Below are 22,713 nucleotides of genomic sequence, written 5' to 3' on the forward strand. Positions count from 1 at the left end.
CGCGAAATGATGAAATTAAATAATTGAATTAATTTAGCTTAAAATACTTCATAAGCCCTACATACATATTTATTCCTGATAGCAAAATATCATCTGGAAAGTCATAAGTCTCATCGTGAAGATGTGGGGTATCTTCTCCTGCCCCGACCCCAAAGAACCCAGTCTTCATTTGAAGTTTATATTGACCAAAGTCTTCACTCCATTTAAAAGGCTTTTCCAGTTCATTGAAATCAGTTTTTGCTATCTCTCCTGCATTTTTCATGATTTGATAAGCTTCTTCTGTATTTTCTGTAGAAGGAAAAGTTTCAGTATAGGATATCTCATATTCCAAAAGCTCTTTTTTTGCTTGTTCAGCCACCAAATTTTCTGCAAAATCTATAAGTTTTTGCATATCCTCATCTCTCATGGCCCTAAGTGTTATTCTCACTTCTCCATAACCTGGGGAGGTCCCAAAAGCAATTTCACCTAATTCGGAATGAATTACTGTTGCCAAAGTTAAATCTGAAAAAGGATTTGTGATATGTACAACTGACATTTGAGTTGTGATTTCGGCAATTGCCATAACTGGGCTGATACCATATTCAGGCTCTGCCGCATGACTGGTTTTACCAAATAGCTTAATCACCATTCCTCTTGAAGCTGCTGCAAACGTGCCTTTTTTAGTGAGAATTTGTCCTTTAGGATAGCCTACTATATTATGAAGACCAAACAGATAATCTAATTGAATATTTAATTCATTTAATCCCTTATTGATGCGGGCAGCTCCTTCTCCGGTTTCTTCAGCTGGCTGAAAAATCAAATATATATCCCCCTTTTTTACAGGATTATTTTCAAGATAAGCAGCAATACCTGCCACCATGGTCATATGCCCATCGTGACCACATTTATGAGCTGTATGCGGTGTTTTAGAGGCATATTCTAATTCTATGGTTTCAGCAATATGAAGGGCGTCCAAATCCGCGCGAAACCCAATGCTATTACCTGCTTCCTTTCCTTTGAACAGCGCAATAACTCCATGTCCCCCAACATTCTCCCAAATATGGTCAGGTTTGAATTTTTTCAGAAATTCAACTACTATTTTTGCAGTCTTCTCTTCTTGATTGGAAACTTCTGCATTGGCATGTAAATGATGTCTTAATTTTATAAGCTCTTCTACATCAAGCTTTAAATCCATAAAAAATAATTTAAAACTTATTCTACTGTCTTTTCAATATAATTAGAGTTCAATATACCCAAAGCTCCCATATATTTCACCTTAAAGTTAATCAAATCCCCCACTTTACGCTTTTCAGGATTGTCTCCTAAATCAATCACTATCATATCGGAACTTGAGCCTACAATTTCAAAATCATAACCTTCCAAAATCAAATATTTTGGATCAATATCCAAAACCCCAATATCTAATATAGCCCTGTAACTAGTTTCACCATATAAAGATTCATCAATCTCGGTAATTTCTCCTTGTGGGTTTGCTGCCATTTCACCCATTGGTACTTTCGGCTTTTCAGTAATTTCAATAATTTCAGTAAAAAGCTCCAAACAATCATCGTGCATTCCTTCTATAGTGGTTTCATCAAAAAGGTTTGCTCCAAAATAGAGTGTTTCACCAATTCTAAAATGATTAACTCCAGCGGGAATTTGCTTATTCATGATTAATGGAATAGTCACAGAAGTTCCACCCGAAACCAAAGGTAATTTTCTATTAAATTTTAATTCTATAATCTGTTTGTATAGACTTAACTGAATAAGTTTATCTTGAGAAGGCATTACTCCATGCAAGCAGTTCAAATTCGTACCTATTCCTTCAATTTGAATATTAGGCAACTCAAAAACTTTTGCATAAAAATCAATCAAATGATCTCCCATTACTCCTTCTCGTAAATCACCGGTTTCTACCATAATGATGACTTTATGAGTTTTATTTTGCCTCACCGCCTCATCAGAAAGTAATTTTAAGGTGTAATATTCCGTATTCATACTCATATCTGCGTAGCGCACGATATCAGGTATACTTCTTTTTGCAGGTGGTTTGATGTAACAGGTTTTTACTGTAGAATCAATTTCCTTCACTTTTTGAAGATTTTTGATCCTAGAATCATGGATTTCCCTAAATCCTAAATTGATAACCTCTTTTAGATAGAGTTCGTTGCCACAAAAAAGCTTTGTTACAGCTCCCCAATCTAGATTATTCTCAGTAAAAAGTTTATGTAAAAAATCAAAGTTATGTTTTAACTTATCTTTATATAATTTTAAAAATGCCATGATTATTTTTTTAACCTCATCTCCAAATATTTATTGGTGAAGCCTAATTTCTCGTATAAGAACTTAGCAGGGTTTTCCGGTTCCACATGAAGAGCTATGTCACCTTTAGCTGTATTAATTGCTTTTTTCATTAATTCTTTCCCAACACCTTTTCCCCTCTGGTCAGCATGAACAGCAATATACACTAATATGTTTTCTGGGATATAACCCGACATACCTGTTTGATTAACAACTACAGCTCCTTTTATACTTCCACTTTCCCGTGCTAAAACTACAAATCCTCCTTGATGACCAAATGAACTGAGTGAATAATCCAAACATTTCATGATATCATCTTTAGCATCACCAAATTCATCGAGGTGGGTATGAAGAAAATCTGCAATCTCATTTTTTTGTAATGTAGTTGCTGAGTCTATTGAAGTTAGTGTTTGATATTCCATGTAATTATTTGTTTTTAGGATATATTAGAGAGTAAGTTACAAAAATTATTGCTGAAAATAAGATACCAAATACGTTAGGATCTAATCCAAGAGGTAATTTAAATAAAAATTCAGTAAATGGAAGATCAATGATCTGCATTTTATTTATTGATTCTACCACTTGACCGGGTGTCATATTTTCTAATTCTATCCCATTAAATTCTAAACTTGACCTTGCTTCACTTATAAATGTTCGTAATTCATCCATTTTAGTTGCAGTAGCGAAGGTAATTTTATTGGCTTGTAACACTGCAGTTGTCAATCCTCCGGCAATCATAGCCAAAAATGCGGCATTATTATTACTCTTTTTCCAAAACAAGCCTCCTAAAATCGGTACAAACAAACCGGACACCATAAAAGCATAACTGTAAAGCATTAAGCTTAAAACATTCTCCATTGCACTGGCCAGTAATAGAGCAATTGCCCCTACCAATAAAGTTACAATTTGAGAAAGCCTTAACTCCTTTTTATCAGAATTAAATCGGTTGGTAAATTTTTTAATAAAATCAGATACAAAATTTCCGGATGAAGCCATCAAGCAACTATCAGCCGTGGAAAGAATGGCTGAAAAGTAAGCAGACATCATTAAGCCTAAAAGCCCAACAGGTAATACGGTGGCTAACATCATTGGCAAGCCTTTTTCTGGATCAGCTTGGGCAATGTTTTCAGGACCAAGAGCTGCAAACATACCTTGATCTGCCGCTACTCGAGCTAAGAGCCCTAAGGCTACACCCATAAAAGCCATGATGGGCCATTCAAAAACACCTGCTATAAACCATGCTTTTTTTGCCGTTTTTACATCATGACTAGCATAAATTCTTTGATATAAAGTCATCCCTACAAACCAAATTGGAATTATAGTGACTACCCAGTAAATTATATCTTGCCAGCTAATATTTGTCAGGGATAACATTTCAGGATCCAATGTTTCCTTGATAGCAGACCATCCTCCAACAGCATTATAAGAAAGTGGAATTCCAATAAAAATAAGTCCACTTAATAAAAGTATCCATTGAATGGTATCTGTATAAATAACAGCTTTAATACCACCCATAACAGTGTATACCACTGCGATTACACCCATTATAATGAGTGCTTGATTTAAACCTAAATCAGGAAAAGTACCTGAAGCTAATTTTGCACCTGCTAAAATTTGCGAACTTGTAAAGCCTAAATATCCAATAGCAGAAATCAAAGCCGCTAGTAATGCCGTTTTTTTATCAAAAAAATATGCAAATAATTGAGGCATGGTGTGAAATTTATCAAATGCTTTATTTCCTCTTACTACTGGAATAAGAAAAACGGCTGCTAACCATGCACCAATTAAGCCAGTAAAAAGCATCCACGAACCAGAAATACCGATTGTAAAACCTAATCCACCCAAACCAATAGAAAAACCTCCTCCTACATCTGTGGCCACAACACTCAATCCTATATGCCAGCTGGTCATTTTCCTGCCGCCAACATAATAATCGTCCATACCTTTGTTAGACCTCATGAAGTAGTATCCTACTCCTAACATAGCCAACATGTAAACAATAAAAATTGAAAGATCTATAATATGCATCTGGTAGAAAGTCAGATTAAAATTGTTTTATTCAAAGAAATCTTAAACTACGAAAAATTTAACACTTGGTGAAATTTGTAGTTCTTTAGAGATGTATGAAATTATTTTATTGAATTTCTCAAATAAAAAAAGGGCCGAAGCCCTTTTTAATATTTTATAAAATATGATTAATCTTGAGAACCTATTTTAGCACCAAGGTATTCTCTATTCATTCTTGCAATATTAGACAAATCAATGCCTTTTGGACATTCAGCCGAACATGCACCAGTGTTTGTACAAGCTCCAAATCCTTCTTCATCCATTTGTGCAACCATTTTTTGCGCTCTTTCTGCACCTTCTACTTTTCCTTGTGGTAGCATAGATAATTGTGAGATTTTAGCACTCACAAATAACATAGCTGAAGCATTTTTACATGCTGCAACACAAGCTCCACATCCAATACAAGTAGCTGAATCAAATGCTTCATCTGCTACAGATTTAGGAATTGGAATTTCATTAGCATCGGGTGTTCCACCAGTATTTACACTAACATAACCACCCGCTTGAATCACTCTGTCAAATGCACTTCTGTCTACAGCCAAATCTTTTACCACAGGAAAAGCACTAGCTCTCCAAGGCTCTATCGTAATGGTTTCTCCATCTTGGAAACTTCTCATGTGCAACTGACAAGTGGTTACGCCTCTTAATGGACCGTGAGGTTCACCATTTATATACATACTACACATTCCACAGATTCCTTCGCGACAATCGTGATCGAAATGCACTGGATCTTCATCTTTATCGATTAATTGTTCATTTAAAACATCAATCATTTCTAAGAATGACATATCTGATGACACACCATCCAATTCATATGTTTTAAATGCTCCTTTATCTTGATTATTTTTCTGTCTCCAGATTTTCAAATTGAATTTCATAATTAAAATATTTTTGGTGACTAAAGCTTATTTATAGCTTCTTTGCGTCAGTTTCACATTTTCAAATATCAATTGCTCTTTATGAAGCTTTTCCGGTTGTTCAGGACCAGTATATTCCCAAGCAGCTACATAAGCAAAATCTTCATCATTTCGTTTTGCTTCGCCTTCTGGCGTTTGATGCTCCTCTCGGAAGTGACCTCCACATGATTCTTCTCTGTGTAAAGCATCATCTATCATCAATTCACCTTGCTCTAAGAAATCTGCTACCCTTGAAGCCTTTTCCAAAGAACTGTTGAATTCTTCATTAGTACCCAACACTTTTACATTCTTCCAGAAGTCTGCTCTCAATTCCCTTACCAAATCTTTAGCTTTTTTCAACCCTTCAGCAGTTCTGGACATCCCACAATAATCCCACATGACTTTTCCTAATTCCTTGTGGTATTGGTCAACAGATTTTGTTCCTTTAATTGAAAGGAGTTTATCGATATTTTCTTTTACCGATTTCTCCGCTTCTTTGAATGCTTCGTGGTCAGTTCCGATTTTCTCGTATTTCTCTCCAGCTAAATAGTTTCCTATTGTATATGGAAGAACAAAGTATCCATCTGCCAAACCTTGCATCAATGCACTTGCTCCTAATCTATTTGCTCCGTGATCCGAGAAGTTTGATTCTCCAGTAGCATACAATCCGTCAACATTTGTTTTCAAATTGTAATCAACCCAAAGACCGCCCATGGTATAATGAACCGCAGGATAAATCATCATCGGCTCTTTGTAAGGATTACTTCCGGTTATTTGTCTATACATATCAAACAAATTACCATATTTTCCAGCAATTGTATCTTCTCCATCTCTGTTAATAGCATCTCTAAAATCAAGATAAACTGCTTTACCAGATGAATTTACTCCTCTACCTTCATCACAAACATACTTGGCATTTCTAGAAGCTACATCACGAGGAACCAAATTACCAAATGCTGGATATTTAGTTTCTAAGTAATAATCTCTTTCATCCTCGCTTAAGTCGTTAGGATGAATTTCTTTATTTCGTATTTTCTCTGCTAATTCTTTTGTTTTAGGTACCCAAACTCGACCATCATTTCTTAATGATTCTGACATTAAGGTCAGTTTAGATTGGTGGTCACCACTAACTGGAATACAAGTCGGGTGAATTTGAGTATAGCAAGGATTTGCCATCAAAGCACCTTTTTTATGCGCTCTCCAGGCAGCTGTAACGTTTGAACCCATTGCGTTAGTTGACAAGTAGAATACGTTTCCATATCCACCTGAAGCCAAAACAACTGCATGAGCACTGTGAGATTCAATTTTTCCAGTTACTAAATTACGAGTTACTATACCTCTAGCTTTTCCATCTACCATCACAAGATCTAGCATTTCAGTTCTTGGAAAAAGCTCTACTTTACCATTCGCCACTTGACGGCTCAATGCGCTGTATGCACCTAATAATAATTGCTGGCCAGTTTGACCACGAGCGTAAAATGTACGTGAAACTTGTGCTCCACCAAAAGAACGGTTGGCTAACAATCCACCATATTCTCTTGCAAAAGGAACACCTTGTGCCACACATTGGTCAATGATATTGACACTTACTTCAGCTAATCTGTAAACATTAGCTTCTCTTGAGCGGTAATCTCCACCTTTAATAGTATCATAAAACAAACGGTAAACACTGTCCCCGTCATTTTGATAGTTTTTTGCGGCATTTATCCCACCTTGAGCAGCGATAGAGTGTGCTCTTCTTGGACTATCTTGAAAGCAAAATGCTTTTACATTATATCCAAGTTCGGCCAAAGATGCGGATGCAGAAGCTCCTGCTAAACCAGTCCCCACTACGATTACATCGTATTTACGCTTGTTAGCCGGATTCACCAGCTTCACATTAAATTTATGATTCGTCCATTTCTCTGCTAATGGACCTTCAGGTATTTTTGATTCTAAATTCATAGTACAGTAATTATCCTTAACTATTGAAAAACATGATTAATGGAATACTAGCAAATGCAGCCGGAATAAGGATTGCATAAACGATTCCTAATTTTTTAATGAATGGAGTATATTTTTTGTGGTTTATTCCTAGTGTTTGAAACGCACTAGAAAATCCATGTGATAAATGAAAGGCTAAACCAATCATACAAACAACATACAAAGCAACATACCACCATTGTGAGAATGCCTCCTTAACTATAAGATACAAGTCTTTGTTTCCAAATTCATCTACCGGCATAGTTCCAAATTTCATTTCAAACCAAAAACTTCTCATGTGAATTACTAAGAATACCAAAATGATAAATCCAAGGATCCCCATATTTCTGGAAGAGAAAGAACTGTTTGCAGATCCTTTTACTTTATCATATCCCACTGGTCTTGCAGCCCTATTTTTTCTCGCCAGAGCAATCGACATTACAATATGAAGCAAAATAAATGCATAAAGTCCATAAGATGCAGTCTTGATAATTGGATTTGAAGTCATAAACTTTGCATACTCATTAAATGCTACTCCTCCGTCATCTGCTAATAACTGAAAATTCCCTGCTAAGTGGACAACCAAAAAAATGATTAAAAACAAACCGGTAAGTGACATCACCAATTTCCTACCGATTGTACTTGTTAAAGTGTCAGAAAGCCAACTCATATATTTTATCTTAATTTAATAGGTTTATAATAAAATGTTCGTCTCAAAGTTACATTTGGAACACTTAGAAAACAATTGTGTTTTCTATTTTAAACAATTCTAAATAATATCTCATTTAAATTTTAGGTTAAATGAAATGTTATGATGAATTAAGAACATATTTTATTAAATTAACGTTTTAAGTTTTCGCATTGAAAAGATACCTGTGAAAAAAACATTCCTCATTATATTATTTACATTTATTAGTTTATATGGCTCATATGGAACTCATATCAGAGCTGGGGAAATTACTGCAAAAAGATTAGGGTGTAGTGGCCTTACTTTTGAATTCACCTTAACTGCCTATCGAGATACAGGTTCGGATATTCTTTTTGGAAATGGAGAATTCGATTTTGGCGATGGAGAAACTATCATGCTGAACCCTGATGGATTCAGCAGAAAAGAAATTATTGATGATGAAATTGAATTAGTAGAATTTAAAATCGAGCATACTTATTCCTCCAATGGTGATTATACTGTATCTTATGTAGAAGATTTTAGGAATGTCGGAATTATTAATATGAGTAATTCCGGTTCTGTTTCATTTTATGTAGAAACGACTATTCGAATTGATCCATTCTTTGGCTGTAATAACACACCTATCTTTTTAATTCCTCCTGTGGATAAAGGAGCAGTTGGTGTTCTTTTCTACCACAATCCAGGAGCATATGATGCAAATGGAGATAGTATTGCTTTTAAAATGGTGACTCCGCAAAGTAGACAAGGCGTTGATGTCCCTAATTTTAGATCACCAGAGATAGCAGCAGGAGGACAAAACAGCCAACAAACTGGACCTGCAACTTTAACATTAGATGAGGTTTTAGGTGATTTAATCTGGGATGCACCAGGATTAAAAGGTGAATTTAATGTAGCATTTATAGCAGAGGAATGGAGAAAAATTGCTGGTGAATGGCAATTTTTAGGAAGTGTTACACGTGACATGCAAATTATTGTAGATGAAACAGAAAATGATCCACCTGAAATTGAAGTCCCATTAGATACCTGTATTGAGGCTGGCACTTTGCTAGAAGCCACCATTATAGCTACTGATCCAAACCCTGAATCTTTAGTGAAGATTGAAGGTTTTGGTGGACCTTTCATTTTGGATCCTCCAGCAACTCTTTCCCCTGATCCTGCAGTTTTTGGAGAGTCACCTACTCAAGCTTCCTTTTCTTGGCAAACTGATTGTTCTCACATAAGAGAAGACCCCTATTTAGTTCGATTTAAAGCTACGGATAATGGCCCTGGTTTGCGGTTAACTGCTTTTGAAACTTGGAGTGTAACCGTAGTCCCCCCTTCACCAAAAGATGTAGTAGCCGAAAGCAAGCCTCAACGTTCCATTGAAATCAGTTGGGAAGAATATGATTGTGGCGATGCAGAAGTGGTTCAAGTTTATAGAAGAGTAGATAGTTTCGAATTTGAACCAGAAAACTGTGAAATTGGAATTCCTGAAAACGGAGGTTATGAATTAATAGGTGCAGTTCCAGTAAATCAAAATTCATTTTTAGACAATAATGCAGGGCGTGGGCTAGATTTTGGAGCTACATATTGTTATAGGTTAGTAGCTGTTTTTGAACTTCCTAAAGGTGGGGTTAGCTATGCATCTGAAGAAGTATGTCAGAAAATTGATGCTACTGGTCCTATTATAACCAATGTTACAGTTGATGAAACAGACACAAAAAATGGAAAAATTACATTAAGTTGGTTGCCGCCTTTTGAAATTGATATTGCACAATACCCACCACCTTACCAATATAGAATTTTAAGAAGCTCTGGTGAAGCATTCGAAGATATCGGTACGGTAGAAGATGATACCACTTTTACAGATTCAGGTATAAATACATTAGAAAACACTTACAGCTATCAATTAGAATTGTATTTGGCAAGCGATCAAGTTTCTAATGAAAATCTTATAGAAATATCAGGTAAAGCTTCAAGCGTAAGGCTTTCCTCAGTTGGACTATTTGAATCAATCGAATTAAATTGGTCAGCCGATGTACCTTGGTCCAATACTAATCAAGATCATCCATATCACTATATCTATAGAAATAAAGTAAATACAAATCCTGACCAACTTGTGTTAATCGATTCTGTTGAAGTGACACAACAAGGATTTAATTACTTAGATAGCGGTCAAGTAAATGGACAGAATTTATCCAATATGGAGGAATATTGTTATTATGTAACTACTTCCGGAGGTTATGGAAATGAAGATATATTTGAACCATTACTAAATGACTCTCAAATCTTATGCGCAATGCCAGATGATCAAATTGATCCGTGTCCGCCATTTGATGTAGGTTTCCAAATTGATTCTCCTGATAGATGTCTAGAATTCTTATCAGATAAAGATTGTGAATTCAACCAGTTTCAAAATGAGCTATATTGGGAATCTGATTTATCCGACAGCTGCGACAGTGAAATTAGTTATTATGAAGTGTTCTTTAAAAATGAAATAGAGAGTGAATTTGAGTTAATAGGCACAACTCGGGACACCTTCTTTATTCATGACGATCTTCTTGAATTTGCTGGATGCTACACCATCAGAGCCGTAGACCAATCAGAAAACAGAAGTGAATTTTCTGAAACTTTCTGTAAAGAAAATTGCCCTAACATTGAATTTCCTAATGTCTTCACCCCAAATGATGATGGAAAAAATGATTTTTTCACTCCTTTCTTTCAAAAGCCTAATGAACCAGGTTCAATACCGCTTGACAAATGCCCTAGGTTTTTAGAGAAAATTGTTTTTAATGTTTACAATAGATATGGTAAGCAAGTTTATACTTATGAAAGTGGTGGTGAAAATGGCTTATATATTAACTGGGATGGAACAAATTTCAATGGAGAACCATTACCATCAGCTACCTATTTCTTTGAAGCAATTGTTACTTTTGATATGTTAAGACCTGAAAACAGACAAAAAAGGTATAAAGGATATGTTCAAATCATAAGGTAATTGGAGCATCAAAAACCGATCATATTTTTCGATGGGGTCTGTAATTTATGCAATGGAGCTATAAATTTTATTATAGACAGAGACAAAAAAGGTCATTTCAAATTTGCTCCCTTGCAATCAAATGTAGCTAAAAACTATGTCTCTCAGCAAATCATTAATAATACCGATAGTATCATTCTCTGGAAAGCTGACCAATTATATTCAAAAAGTACTGCTGCCTTAAAAATTGCCCGACATTTAGATGGCGCTTGGAAGGGTTTATATGTTTTAATTATCATACCAAAATTCATAAGAGATTTTGTTTACGATATTATTGCTAAAAAACGATATAAATGGTTTGGCAAAAGAGACAGTTGCAGAATGCCAACAAAAGATATCAAAAATAGATTCTTAGAAATGGATTAAGCTACTTAATTCTAATCTCCCTGAGTCTAGTTTAATTTTTATATTAACTTTCCAAAGTAGGTATTGATTTAATCCGAAAGGGAATTAGAGTTTCATTAAGTATTTATTTGTTCAAACTTTGGAAAAGTTTATAACTTGCCACGAAATTTACATTCTGAAATAAAATCATAAAAAATAATCTATGAAAGCTTATGTATTTCCGGGCCAAGGCGCTCAATATCCAGGAATGGGAAAAGATTTATATGAAAATAACACTGAAGCCAAAAAACTTTTTGACCAAGCCAATGAAATATTGGGTTTTGAGATTACAAAAATTATGTTTGAAGGAACAGCTGAAGAATTAAAAGAAACTAAAGTGACTCAACCTGCAGTTTTTCTACATTCTGTAATAAATGCTTTAGTTCACCCTGATTTCAAGCCCGAAATGGTAGCTGGGCATTCTTTAGGAGAATTTTCTGCTTTAGTTGCTAATGGCACTTTATCTTTTGAAGATGGCTTGAAATTAGTATATAAAAGAGCTTTAGCTATGCAAAAAGCTTGTGAAATAAACCCTTCTACCATGGCCGCAGTATTAGGCTTAGAAGATCAAGTGGTTGAGAAAATATGTGCTGGAATTGAGGAAGAAGTTGTAGTGCCTGCCAATTATAATTGCCCTGGTCAATTAGTGATCTCAGGTTCAAACAAAGGAATTGAAATTGCATGTGAAAAAATGAAGGAAGCTGGAGCAAAAAGAGCTCTTCCATTGCCCGTTGGTGGAGCATTTCATTCTCCATTAATGGAGCCAGCAAGAGAAGAATTGGAACAAGCTATCAAAGAAACCCAATTTAATAAGCCTAAGTGCCCAGTATATCAAAATGTAAATGCACAGGGTTCAATAGATGTTGAGGCAATCAAAGAAAATTTAATCTCTCAGTTAACAGCACCCGTAAAATGGACACAATCCGTTCATCAAATGGTGCAGGATGGTGCTACTATTTTTATTGAAAGTGGTCCAGGAAAAGTATTACAAGGACTAGTTAAAAAGATTAATAGAGAATCCGAAGTAGCACAATTATCGTAAATTAGTTAAAATAACAATTGTAGAATGATGGTTTACAATTAAAAAAGCCTGACCTTCAATTCTTTATTGAAAACAAGAACGATGCAGAAGCCAGACATCCCACATAATGAAAAGGAAAGATTAAAAGAACTCCGCAGGCTAAATATCTTAGATTCTGAACAAGAAAAGGATTTTGATGAATTAGTAGAGCTTGCTTCTATCATTTGCGGAGTTCCAATCTCTTTGGTTACCCTTGTAGATGTTGATAGACAATGGTTTAAATCTAAAAAAGGTCTTGATGTGGAATCGACCCCTCGAGATGTTTCTTTTTGTGGTCATGCCATAAATGATGATGAAATATTTGTTATTGAAAATACGGTGGCCGACAAAAGGTTTTTCGACAATCCTTTGGTAACTGACGACCCAAATATCAGATTCTATGCCGGTATGCCTATTAAATCTGAAAATGGATTTAATTTAGGGACTCTATGTGTGATTGACACCAAACCTAAAAAACTAAGTGAACTGCAGCTAAATGCTTTAAAGATATTAAGCGGACAAGCATCTAAATTGATAGAGTTAAGAGATAAAAAGAACGAGCTACAGTCAAAAAATGAAAAATTAGAATCATTAAATGATCTCAACAACCGTATCACAAGTATAATTTCTCATGATTTAAAAGGACCAATTAATAGTTTGAGGGCTTATATAAACTCAAAATATATTGACTCAGATAGCCCTAAGGATTTAGCTCAATTGTTTCCTTTGGTAAAAAGCAACTTAAACAGTCTTAATGAGCTAGTTGAAAATCTTTTGGAATGGTCAAGAAGCACAAATGATGTTAATTTTACTGAAGTAAAAATCAAGGATTTGGTATTTGAAGTCTGCTATTTATTTGAAGGAAATGCTCTTGAGAAAAATAATGAAATAAAATGTGGCGTTGGTGATAATGTTAAAGTTATAGCGGATGCTGCAATGCTCAGATTCATAATGAGAAACCTCATCAATAACGCTCTTAAATTTACTGAAAATGGTGAAGTAAATGTTGAGATAGAAAAATTAGAGAACAAAGTGAAAATAAAAGTGATTGATAGTGGAGTTGGAATTTCAGAAAATCTTTTGGAAAGAATTAAATTAAAAGACAAAAAGGTATCTACTAAAGGAACTAGAAATGAAAAAGGCACAGGATTAGGCCTTCAATTGATACGTGAATTCTTATCTATTCATAAATCAGAGTTACATATAGAATCAGAAGAAAACAAAGGAAGCATCTTTTCTTTTGAGCTTCCTTTGGCTTCGGATAATTAAATTTAATAACCCAAAATTTTCAACATACTTTCACTAGTTTGCTCTTCTGCAAATAATTTAGTCGTAATATTACCTTCTTCATCCTTATCAATCAAAACATGCTTCGGTGCTGGAATCAAGCAATGCTGAATTCCGCCATATCCACCCAAAGACTCCTGATATGCACCTGTATGGAAAAAACCAACATATTGCTTCTCACTTCTTTCCACTTTTGGCATGAATACTTCGAATGAATGGGCTTCTGAGTTATAATAATCCATGGAATCGCAGGTCAAGCCTCCCATTTTTACTTTATGAAATGGTTCGTTCCAGTTATTGATGGCCATCAATATAAATTTCTGATTTAATCCCCAAACATCTGGTAAATGCGTGATAAAAGATCCATCAATCATATACCAAAGCTCTTTATCATTCTGTAATTTTTGGTCTAGAATTGAATAAATAGTGGCTCCACTCTCCCCTACTGTATAACTTCCAAATTCTGTCATGATATTGGGAGTATCTACATTATTCTTCTCACAGATCCATTGGATATTCTCTACAATCTGATCGACCATATATTGGTAATCGTATTCAAATCCTAAAGAAGTTTTGATTGGGAAACCTCCGCCAATATCAATGGTATCCAGTTCTGGTGCTATTTTCTTCAACTCGCAATATTTATCAATAAAGCGACCTAATTCACTCCAGTAATAAGCTGTGTCCTTTATACCAGTATTAATAAAGAAATGCAACATCTTAAGCTTTGCCTTCTCGCTTTTAGCAATTTTATTTTGATATAAATCAAGTACATCATTATAGCGAATTCCTAATCGGCTGGTATAAAACTCAAAAGTAGGTTCTTCATCTGAAGCAATTCTAATTCCTACTTTATAAGGATTTTTAGCTTCTGCTTCATAACTGTCAAATTCATTCAGATCATCCAATACTGGCACTACGTTCTCAAAACCTGAATTAATTAATTCATTTATATATTGCCTGTAAAGCGGTCTTTTAAACCCATTGCAAACCACATAATGTTGCTTTGTCAGCAATCCCTTATCATGCATTTTTTTTACAATAGGAATATCAAAAGAAGAGGAAGTTTCCATATGAACACCTGCCTTCAAGGCTTCTTCCATTACAAATGAAAAATGGGAAGATTTGGTGCAATAGCAATAAGTGTAATCCCCTTTATAATTTAATTTCTTAAATGCATTAGCGAAGTATTCTCTTGCTTGATTAATATTTTGACTGATCTTTGGTAGATAAGTCAATTTTAAAGGCGTGCCATATTTCTCAATAATATCCATTAATGGGACATCATGGAATTTTAAGGCATTATCCTCAACGTTAAATTCTTTTTGGGGCCAATAAAAGGTTTGTTCTATTAAATCTATGTAACTCTTCATTCAACTAAAGTTTAGTTCGGTGTTGAAATGCAATATTGAATTATATTTGCAATCTTTGCAAAACTAAAATTTTAACGCTGAAACATTCGGGTTTTTCTATTAAATAATTCAATATTTTTTATGATAAATGTATTTGTAAACGATGAGACTTCCCCATTGAGGGCTGTGATATTAGGAACTGCCAAAGGTGTTGGGGATGTGCCGATTTTAGAGGATGCCTATGATCCTAAATCTAAAGAACATATTGCTGCTGGGACTTACCCAAAAGAAGCGGATATGGTAAAGGAAATGGAGGCATTTGCGAATGTTTTAGAGAAACATGGGGTTAAAGTATATAGACCTGAAATAATAGAAAACTACAACCAAATTTTTTCGAGGGATATAGGATTTGTAATTGAAGATAAATTCATCAAACCAAGAATACTTAAGGACAGAAAAGAGGAAATTAAAGGTATTCAATACATTTTAGAGCAAATTAACCCTGACCAAATCGTTACAGTACCAGAAGAAGTTAGAATTGAGGGTGGAGATGTTATGCCATGGAAAGATCATATTTTTGTGGGCTATTCTGAAAGAGAAGATTTCGAGAAATATATTGTCTCTAGAACAAACAGAGCGGGATTAGAATTTTTAACAAATGAATTCCCTAACAAAAAAGTAAAAGGTTTTCAGCTCAATAAATCAGATGAAGTAGCTAAAGACAATGCTTTACATTTGGATTGCTGTTTTCAGCCAATTGGTGAAAATCAAGCTATCATTTACAAAGGTGGGTTCAAATTAGAAGAAGACTACAATTACCTAAAAGATTATTTCGGTGAAGAAAATTTAATCCATATCACTAGAGATGAAATGTACGAAATGAACTCCAATGTTTTCTCTATCAGCCCAAAAGTGGTGGTTTTAGAAGAAAATTTCACTCGCTTAGCAGGTATTTTGGAAGAGAAAGGATATACGGTTGAAAAAATACCTTATGCTGAAATTTCTAAAATGGAAGGTTTGTTAAGATGTTCAACTTTACCGCTTGAAAGAGCCAAATAAAATATATTTTAATTCTTTTTGAAAATTTTTAGTCAGATGGAAAATAAGCAAAGTACCGATACATTAATGATGGTTCGCCCGGTTCAGTTCCGATTCAACGAACAAACTGCAGTGAACAACTATTACCAAAAAGCTATTGAAGGGCTCAGCGCATCCGAAATACAGTTAAAAGCTGCTGAAGAATTTGATCATTTTGTTGAAAAACTCAGAAGCAAAAAAATCAATGTAATTGTGGTAGAAGATACCCCAGATCCAAGCACTCCTGATTCTATTTTCCCAAACAATTGGGTTTCTTTCCACGAAGACGGTAAAGTGGGTTTATATCCTATGTATGCTCCCAATAGAAGATTGGAAAGAAGACCCGATATTCTGGAAAAACTTCAAAGCAAAGAAGGCTTAAAAATTAATGAGATTATAGATTTCTCACATTATGAAGATGAAGATCGCTTTTTGGAAGGTACTGGAAGTATGATTTTAGATCGTCCAAACAAGTTAGTCTATATAGCAATTTCACTCAGAACAGATGAAAAAGTGCTGGATGAATTCTGTGATAAATTTGGTTATAAAGCCGTGAAATTTACTGCTAATCAAACGGTAGACGGAAAAAGATTGCCTATTTATCACACCAACGTAATGATGTGCTTAGCTAATGATTTTGCTATTCTTTGTGCAAAATCAATTGATGATAAAGAAGAAAGAAAAACCGTTATTGAAAGTTTACACAATAGTGGTAAAGAGGTGATTGAAATAAGCGAAGAGCAAAAACACCACTTTGCTGGTAATATGTTGCAAGTAAATGGGACGGATGGAAAGCCTTATTTGGTGATGTCTGCCGCTGCTCATCAATCATTAAATGAAGAACAGATTAAAAGAATTGAAAAATATTGCGAAATTTTAAGTAGCTCATTAGATACGATTGAAGCTCTTGGTGGTGGGAGCGCCAGGTGCATGATGGCAGAAGTATTTTTACCAAAAGCATAATCATTCAATTCACTATTTATTAAATAATTCTCTATCATGTTAAATTTAACAGAAGAACTTAAATCACTATCCTTAAAAGCATTTAAATCATTATTTGAACAAGATTTGGATGAAAACCAAATTCAAATCCAACCAACCAGAAAAGAATTCGAAGGAAGCCACACATTGGTTTGCTTTCCACTTGGACGATTCTCAAAATTAAGCCCTGAGAAAACTGCTGAGGCTATTGGGAATTTCATGAAGGAAAACTCCGAATTGGTTAGTGGATTCAATGTGGTGAAGGGCTTCTTAAATATTGTATTTGCCGATAAAGTATGGCTGCAACTCGCTTCTGATATTTTAAATATTCATAATTTCGGGTTTAAAGCCGAAACAGGTAGAGAGGTGATGGTGGAATATTCTTCTCCCAATACCAACAAACCTTTACACTTAGGGCATTTAAGAAATAATTTTTTAGGCTATTCTGTTGCGCAAATTTTGAAAGCCAATGGCAATAAAGTCCATAAAGTGCAAATCATCAATGATAGAGGGATTCATATCTGTAAATCCATGGTGGCTTGGCAGAAATTTGGCGAAGGAGAAACTCCTGAATCAAGCGGAATGAAGGGTGATAAATTGGTGGGGAAATATTATGTGATTTTCGACCAAAAATACAAAGCTCAGATTGCTGAGATGGTAGAAGCTGGGAAGACTAAAGAAGAGGCTGAAAAAGAAGCACCCATTATCAAAGAAGCACAGGACATGCTTTTAAAATGGGAGCAAAAGGATCCAGATACCTACGCTTTATGGGAAAAGATGAACGGATGGGTTTATAAAGGTTTTGAAAATACTTACAAAACCATGGGAGTGGATTTTGATAAATTATATTATGAATCTCAGACATTCTCATTGGGTAAAGATGAAGTTCTTAGAGCTGTGGACGAAGGTTTAGCCTATAAAAAAGAAGATGGCTCTGTTTGGATCGATTTGACGGAAGATGGCTTAGACGAGAAATTATTGCTCAGAAAAGACGGGACATCCGTTTATATGACCCAGGATATTGGAACTGCGATTTTACGCTACAGAGATTTCCCGAAAATCGAACAACAAATCTATACAGTTGGAAACGAACAGGAATATCACTTCAAGGTACTTTTCATCATTCTAGCTAAACTTGGATATGAATGGGCAAAAAACTGCTATCATTTATCTTACGGCATGGTAGATTTACCAACCGGCAAAATGAAATCCAGAGAAGGAACGGTGGTAGATGCAGATGATTTGATGGAAGATATGTTTGCCACGGCCAAAAGCAGAACTGATGAATTAGGCAAAATTGATGGTTTCAATGAAGAAGAAGCTCAGGAGCTTTACCGTCAGCTTGGATTAGGAGCTTTGAAGTATTACTTACTAAAAGTGGACCCAGTAAAAAGAATGATGTTCAACCCTGAAGAATCAATTGATTTTCAAGGAAACACTGGTCCTTTTATTCAATATGTACATGCCAGAATTTGTGCAATTTTAAGAAAAGCAGAGCAGCTGGGCATTGAACCAAAGGTGAGTGAAAATCTAGACTCATTAGAGCCTACTGAAAACAATGTACTGCAATTGATAATAGATTTTCCAAATAAGATAGATGAAGCAGCAAGCGGATATGCACCTTCAATCATTGCAAATTATGTTTATGAAGTGGCGAAAGCCTATAATAAATTCTATTCAGAAGTTTCAATTTTTAACGAATCAGATCAGGAAGCATTGGCTTTTAGAATCGGATTCTCTAAAATAGTAGCCGAAACCATTGAAAAATCCATGAATTTGTTAGGAGCAGAGGTTCCAGAGAAAATGTAAGCTCAATAGACAGTTGACATTGGGCAATTGACAAAATGGAATCCGAGTTAATTAGGTCAGTACTGCAGGTCAGACCGGAATTTGCTATAAATGATAAGATTAGGAAGAACATTTTGTCTATTGAATAAGCCAAAGGCTTATTATTGTCAACTGTCTATTTGTTAATTAAAGCAAGTACTATGAATAACCAGTATAGTCTTCAAAATCACAAACCATGAACATTCACCTCCAAATCCTGTTTCTTTTGCTGAATTTATCTATTTTCACAACTTCAAATGAAAATGAAAAGGTTATGAGCATATACGATTTTGAAATACAATCTTTAGAGGGTGAAATCATTAATTTTGCCGATTTTAAAGGTAAAAACATATTAATTGTCAATACTGCAAGTGAATGTGGCTACACTCCACAATATGCAGATTTACAAGAATTACATGAGATTTTTGGAGATAAAGTAACGGTATTAGGTTTCCCTGCAAATAATTTTGGTGGACAAGAACCTGGTAGTGATCAGCAAATTGCTAAGTTTTGCGAGAAAAATTATGGCGTTACTTTTCCAATGTTTTCCAAAATGGAAGTAGTTGGAAAAAACCAGCATCCGCTTTTCAAATTCTTAAAAGAGCAAACAGGAAAAGAGCCCACTTGGAATTTCTGCAAATATTTAGTTTCTGAAGAGGGTTCAGAAATCAGTTTTTATCCTTCATCTGTAAACCCAGGTGAGATAGCCGAAAAATTATAACATGCTTAAAAATTGGTTAGAAGCTTTTAGGCTAAGAACTTTGCCCTTGGCTTTATCATGTATAGGAATGGGCAGTTTCTTGGCTGCTTTTTATGGTAATTTCAGCATATCCGTCTGTATATTAAGTTTGACCACTACCCTATTTCTACAAATCCTTTCCAACTTAGCTAATGATTATGGTGACAGCGTTCACGGAGCTGACAGCGCAGAAAGAGAAGGCCCTCAACGCAGTGTGCAAAGAGGAAGTATTACTTCCAAAGCCATGTTCAATTCGATCATCGTTTTTGCCATTTTATCTTTCATAAGTGGTATATTGCTATTGCATTTCTCAGTCGGAATTGGCAGTACTACTTTTTATATTTTTCTAGGATTGGGATTAGCTGCTATCGCAGCTGCTATCGCTTATACTAATGGCAAAAGACCTTACGGATACAGTGGTTTAGGCGATATTTCAGTATTCCTATTTTTTGGCTTATTGGGTGTTTGCGGAACTTATTTCTTGCATTCAGAAAGTTTTGAACCATTAATTTTATTACCTGCTGCTAGTTGTGGCCTATTCGCTACAGGTGTTTTAAATATCAATAATATTAGAGATATCAAATCAGATAAAGCTGCTGGTAAAAACAGTATTCCTGTAAGATTAGGAAAGAAAAACGCTATTATTTATCATGCTATATTGATTACGCTTGGATGTTTATCGTCCATCACGTTTTTAATAATTAATGAAGATTATAATGCAGTTCTAATTGTATCTATTTCATTTATGTTTTTTGCTAAACATTTAAATAAAGTCTATCAATCAAAAAACTCAATTGATCTAGACCCACAACTAAAATTCTTAGCATTATCTACTTTACTTTTTGTTTTATTGTTTGGCATTTCAGTTTTAGCACTCTAGAACATAATTTATTGCATAATTCCCATCATTTTTGGATAAGATTCGTATATTTAATTGAACAAAAATCGAAAACTATATCACTATGAAAAAAATATTGGTTCCAACCGACTTTTCAGATCAAGCTAAATATGCATTAAAATTAGCTGTGGAAATTGCCAAAAAAACAGATGCTGAATTAACGCTGTTACATGTTGTAGAAATCCCCGGTCAAACTTCATTTAATACTATGGGGGAGGCTACTAATGTTGATGGAATGGAAGGTGTTTTCGTGATGAAAATGATTGAACAAGGTAAGAAAAAATTGAAGGAACTTAAAAATGATGACCTTCTAGAAGATGTTAAACTTACCACTGAATTAAAAGCTGGAAATACCTACTATAACATATCTTCTATAGTCAATGAGCATGAACCTGATATGATTATCATGGGAACCAGCGGTAGCAGTGGTGTGGATGAAATATTAATTGGTTCTAATGCCGAAAAAGTAGTTAGAAACGCAAAGTGTCCTGTTCTTACACTTAAAGAAGAAATTAGCTTAGCTAATATTGATAACATTGTATTTGCAACTTCATTGAAAAATGATGACAAAGAATTAGCTCAAAAGATTAAAGAAATTGCTCATTTCTCTTATGCTAAGATTCATCTGTTGAAAGTAAATACACCTAACAATTTCGAATCTTCATCCACTACTTATAAGCGCATGGATGAATACATGAAAAACAATGGATTGGAGGCCGAAAAGCATATTCATAATGGCATCAATGAAGAGGAAGGCATTTTAGAATTTGCCAAGGAAAACAATATTGACTTGATAGCAATGGGAACTCACGGCAGAAAAGGTTTAATGCATTTATTGAGCGGAAGTATAGCGGAAGATGTGGTAAACCATTCTAAAAGACCAGTATTAACTTTAAAATTAGCTGATTAACATCAGCTCAATCTTTATCATTTCACCTGTTTTCAAGTCATGAAAACAGGTGTTTTTTTTTTATAAGGTTTCTAATTTAAAATCTTCAACTTTACTATTGCCAAATTATCCCCCTCTTCAAAATTATCTATTCTATCTAACAACTCCTTATTCAAATCAATTTGGCTAGATGTTAAAACATTTTCATCATTCAATATTTCATTCTGCATTTCTAAACTAATACTATAATAAGCATAATTTCCATCTATCATTAAAGGTCTATGATGATATTTGATTTTCTCAGTATTTTTCACGCCAAATAAATCATTCTCAATTCTATCAAACACCATGGCTTTATTGTTATTCAAATCAACATAGAAATGAAGGTAGTTTCCGTTTTGATTAGCTGAAGCAAATAATATATCTTCGTTTAAAAGTTGGTTTGAGAAACCATATACATTCCCACTCTTTTGCATGCTCATACTAAACTCCCTAACATCAGCGTATTCCTTATTTAAGTCTTCCTTAGGAATAGTATAGCTCCCAAAATCAAAAAACATTGAATCAATTATTGTGTTTTCACTAATTTTGTAGATATATGGGTTGTAAGCATTAGAAAAATAAGCTGGGTTTTTATTGAAGTTTCTGGCTTCTATAAAATTCATGAAAGCTGCCTTTTTATGGTCTATGGGAATAAAATTTTCAGTTATTTCACCTTTATTTTTATTAAATACAATCAATTGATGATCATAGCTGCCAGCATAAAAATTACCTCCAAATAAAAAGTAATCATCACCATTTAAGCTCATGAAATTTTGAGCTTTTTGTAAGAGTTCATTTTGATAGACTGAAAGCAAATCCCCCTTAAGATTATAGCTTAGGATTTTTCCAGACTTACCATCCAGTAATTCAATTTGATTTTCTGAATTTATAATAAAATCATTGAGCTTCAGGTATTGTTCAGGCCCCTCCCCTTTGTTGGAAACAGTATATTCTTCACCAGTTTGCATGTTTTTAATAAGTAGATAATCTAGCCCCCAACTACAATGCAATACCAAAAAATCTTTAGAAACACTCGCCTTTTTAATATGGTCAACAATTAAGCTATCAGAAAAATAAGTAATGTCTTCCAGTTGAAACAAATCACTCATTTTAAGTGTGGATGCATTTTCAACATCTATTTCTATTGAATTTTTATTTTCAGTTTCATTGTCTGGGTTACAAGAACCCAATAGCAATACAGAAATAATTAATATGTGAAATTTGTTCATTGATTTTTAGCTGATTTTTAAAAATAATACAATTACTAG

Annotated in this window: 19 protein-coding genes; 10 read left to right on the plus strand and 9 right to left on the minus strand. The window is 34.4% G+C overall.

The features are described from left to right. Positions 1-28: 28 nt before the first annotated feature. The 7 genes from QYS49_RS17615 to QYS49_RS17645 form a co-directional block, all read right to left on the minus strand. Positions 29-1,174 carry an amidohydrolase gene (locus tag QYS49_RS17615; RefSeq protein WP_308349242.1) on the minus strand — a complete coding sequence of 382 codons (1,146 nt, stop codon included), beginning with the start codon at positions 1,172-1,174 and terminating at the stop codon, positions 29-31. A 17-nt stretch (positions 1,175-1,191) separates the two neighbouring features. Beyond that, entirely contained in the window at positions 1,192-2,262 is a 1,071-nt protein-coding gene (locus QYS49_RS17620; protein ID WP_308349243.1) for an alanine racemase, read from the minus strand. 2 nt (positions 2,263-2,264) lie between these two features. After that, the gene (locus QYS49_RS17625; protein WP_308349244.1) at positions 2,265-2,702 is read right to left on the minus strand and encodes a GNAT family N-acetyltransferase; all 438 of its coding nucleotides are present in this window, start codon (positions 2,700-2,702) and stop codon (positions 2,265-2,267) included. A 4-nt stretch (positions 2,703-2,706) separates the two neighbouring features. Beyond that, positions 2,707-4,308, minus strand: a complete 1,602-nt coding sequence (locus tag QYS49_RS17630; protein WP_308349247.1) for a sodium:solute symporter family protein — start codon at positions 4,306-4,308, stop codon at positions 2,707-2,709. A gap of 167 nt (positions 4,309-4,475) precedes the next feature. Further along, a complete protein-coding gene (locus tag QYS49_RS17635) occupies positions 4,476-5,225 on the minus strand; it encodes a succinate dehydrogenase/fumarate reductase iron-sulfur subunit (protein WP_308349248.1) in 750 nt (249 codons plus the stop codon). Between the two features lie 27 nt (positions 5,226-5,252). After that, entirely contained in the window at positions 5,253-7,187 is a 1,935-nt protein-coding gene (locus tag QYS49_RS17640) for a fumarate reductase/succinate dehydrogenase flavoprotein subunit (RefSeq protein WP_308349250.1), read from the minus strand. Positions 7,188-7,203: 16 nt separating this feature from the next. After that, positions 7,204-7,875 (minus strand): succinate dehydrogenase cytochrome b subunit, encoded by a 672-nt coding sequence (locus QYS49_RS17645; RefSeq protein WP_308349252.1) that lies wholly within the window; start codon positions 7,873-7,875, stop codon positions 7,204-7,206. 205 nt (positions 7,876-8,080) lie between these two features. Here QYS49_RS17645 and QYS49_RS17650 point away from each other — a divergent pair, with 205 nt between their 5' ends. The 4 genes from QYS49_RS17650 to QYS49_RS17665 all read left to right on the plus strand — a co-directional run bounded on the left by QYS49_RS17650 (position 8,081) and on the right by QYS49_RS17665 (position 13,622). Beyond that, positions 8,081-10,870 carry a T9SS type B sorting domain-containing protein gene (locus QYS49_RS17650; protein ID WP_308349253.1) on the plus strand — a complete coding sequence of 930 codons (2,790 nt, stop codon included), beginning with the start codon at positions 8,081-8,083 and terminating at the stop codon, positions 10,868-10,870. After that, complete coding sequence (locus QYS49_RS17655; protein ID WP_308349254.1) at positions 10,871-11,275, plus strand: thiol-disulfide oxidoreductase DCC family protein; 405 nt, start codon at positions 10,871-10,873, stop codon at positions 11,273-11,275. Between the two features lie 181 nt (positions 11,276-11,456). Beyond that, positions 11,457-12,335 (plus strand): ACP S-malonyltransferase, encoded by an 879-nt coding sequence (fabD, locus tag QYS49_RS17660; protein WP_308349255.1) that lies wholly within the window; start codon positions 11,457-11,459, stop codon positions 12,333-12,335. An 81-nt stretch (positions 12,336-12,416) separates the two neighbouring features. Beyond that, entirely contained in the window at positions 12,417-13,622 is a 1,206-nt protein-coding gene (locus QYS49_RS17665; protein ID WP_308349256.1) for a GAF domain-containing sensor histidine kinase, read from the plus strand. A gap of 2 nt (positions 13,623-13,624) precedes the next feature. Here the strand turns inward: QYS49_RS17665 and QYS49_RS17670 are convergent, their stop codons facing one another. Beyond that, positions 13,625-15,013, minus strand: coding sequence for a type III PLP-dependent enzyme domain-containing protein (locus QYS49_RS17670; RefSeq protein WP_308349257.1), 1,389 nt, complete (start codon positions 15,011-15,013; stop codon positions 13,625-13,627). Positions 15,014-15,133: 120 nt separating this feature from the next. Between QYS49_RS17670 and QYS49_RS17675 the strand changes: the two genes are divergently transcribed. The 6 genes from QYS49_RS17675 to QYS49_RS17700 all read left to right on the plus strand — a co-directional run bounded on the left by QYS49_RS17675 (position 15,134) and on the right by QYS49_RS17700 (position 21,424). Then, positions 15,134-16,051, plus strand: a complete 918-nt coding sequence (locus tag QYS49_RS17675; protein ID WP_308349260.1) for a dimethylarginine dimethylaminohydrolase family protein — start codon at positions 15,134-15,136, stop codon at positions 16,049-16,051. Positions 16,052-16,087: 36 nt separating this feature from the next. Continuing rightward, positions 16,088-17,032: a citrulline utilization hydrolase CtlX gene (gene ctlX, locus QYS49_RS17680; RefSeq protein ID WP_308349262.1), complete on the plus strand. Its 945-nt coding sequence runs from the start codon at positions 16,088-16,090 to the stop codon at positions 17,030-17,032. 36 nt (positions 17,033-17,068) lie between these two features. After that, positions 17,069-18,859 carry an arginine--tRNA ligase gene (gene argS, locus QYS49_RS17685; protein WP_308349264.1) on the plus strand — a complete coding sequence of 597 codons (1,791 nt, stop codon included), beginning with the start codon at positions 17,069-17,071 and terminating at the stop codon, positions 18,857-18,859. 214 nt (positions 18,860-19,073) lie between these two features. After that, entirely contained in the window at positions 19,074-19,598 is a 525-nt protein-coding gene (locus tag QYS49_RS17690; RefSeq protein WP_308349266.1) for a glutathione peroxidase, read from the plus strand. 1 nt (position 19,599) lies between these two features. Beyond that, a complete protein-coding gene (locus QYS49_RS17695; RefSeq protein ID WP_308349268.1) occupies positions 19,600-20,496 on the plus strand; it encodes a 1,4-dihydroxy-2-naphthoate polyprenyltransferase in 897 nt (298 codons plus the stop codon). Between the two features lie 82 nt (positions 20,497-20,578). Continuing rightward, positions 20,579-21,424: a universal stress protein gene (locus tag QYS49_RS17700; RefSeq protein ID WP_308349270.1), complete on the plus strand. Its 846-nt coding sequence runs from the start codon at positions 20,579-20,581 to the stop codon at positions 21,422-21,424. Positions 21,425-21,495: 71 nt separating this feature from the next. On the opposite strand, the gene QYS49_RS17705 is transcribed toward QYS49_RS17700, so the two are convergent. Further along, positions 21,496-22,674 (minus strand): DUF4934 domain-containing protein, encoded by a 1,179-nt coding sequence (locus tag QYS49_RS17705; RefSeq protein WP_308349272.1) that lies wholly within the window; start codon positions 22,672-22,674, stop codon positions 21,496-21,498. Positions 22,675-22,713: the final 39 nt, after the last annotated feature.

Origin of the sequence: Marivirga salinae, assembly GCF_030503855.1 — a bacterium.
GTDB lineage: Bacteria > Bacteroidota > Bacteroidia > Cytophagales > Cyclobacteriaceae > Marivirga > Marivirga salinarum.

Bases quoted from the DNA above. Each gene is read 5' to 3' on its own strand.
- QYS49_RS17615 (WP_308349242.1), bottom strand. From the start codon at position 1,174: ATGGATTTAAAGCTTGATGTAGAAGAGCTTATAAAATTAAGACATCAT.
- QYS49_RS17620 (WP_308349243.1), bottom strand. From the start codon at position 2,262: ATGGCATTTTTAAAATTATATAAAGATAAGTTAAAACATAACTTTGAT.
- QYS49_RS17625 (WP_308349244.1), bottom strand. From the start codon at position 2,702: ATGGAATATCAAACACTAACTTCAATAGACTCAGCAACTACATTACAA.
- QYS49_RS17630 (WP_308349247.1), bottom strand. From the start codon at position 4,308: ATGCATATTATAGATCTTTCAATTTTTATTGTTTACATGTTGGCTATG.
- QYS49_RS17635 (WP_308349248.1), bottom strand. From the start codon at position 5,225: ATGAAATTCAATTTGAAAATCTGGAGACAGAAAAATAATCAAGATAAA.
- QYS49_RS17640 (WP_308349250.1), bottom strand. From the start codon at position 7,187: ATGAATTTAGAATCAAAAATACCTGAAGGTCCATTAGCAGAGAAATGG.
- QYS49_RS17645 (WP_308349252.1), bottom strand. From the start codon at position 7,875: ATGAGTTGGCTTTCTGACACTTTAACAAGTACAATCGGTAGGAAATTG.
- fabD (WP_308349255.1), top strand. From the start codon at position 11,457: ATGAAAGCTTATGTATTTCCGGGCCAAGGCGCTCAATATCCAGGAATG.
- QYS49_RS17665 (WP_308349256.1), top strand. From the start codon at position 12,417: ATGCAGAAGCCAGACATCCCACATAATGAAAAGGAAAGATTAAAAGAA.
- QYS49_RS17670 (WP_308349257.1), bottom strand. From the start codon at position 15,013: ATGAAGAGTTACATAGATTTAATAGAACAAACCTTTTATTGGCCCCAA.
- QYS49_RS17675 (WP_308349260.1), top strand. From the start codon at position 15,134: ATGATAAATGTATTTGTAAACGATGAGACTTCCCCATTGAGGGCTGTG.
- ctlX (WP_308349262.1), top strand. From the start codon at position 16,088: ATGGAAAATAAGCAAAGTACCGATACATTAATGATGGTTCGCCCGGTT.
- argS (WP_308349264.1), top strand. From the start codon at position 17,069: ATGTTAAATTTAACAGAAGAACTTAAATCACTATCCTTAAAAGCATTT.
- QYS49_RS17690 (WP_308349266.1), top strand. From the start codon at position 19,074: ATGAACATTCACCTCCAAATCCTGTTTCTTTTGCTGAATTTATCTATT.
- QYS49_RS17695 (WP_308349268.1), top strand. From the start codon at position 19,600: ATGCTTAAAAATTGGTTAGAAGCTTTTAGGCTAAGAACTTTGCCCTTG.
- QYS49_RS17700 (WP_308349270.1), top strand. From the start codon at position 20,579: ATGAAAAAAATATTGGTTCCAACCGACTTTTCAGATCAAGCTAAATAT.
- QYS49_RS17705 (WP_308349272.1), bottom strand. From the start codon at position 22,674: ATGAACAAATTTCACATATTAATTATTTCTGTATTGCTATTGGGTTCT.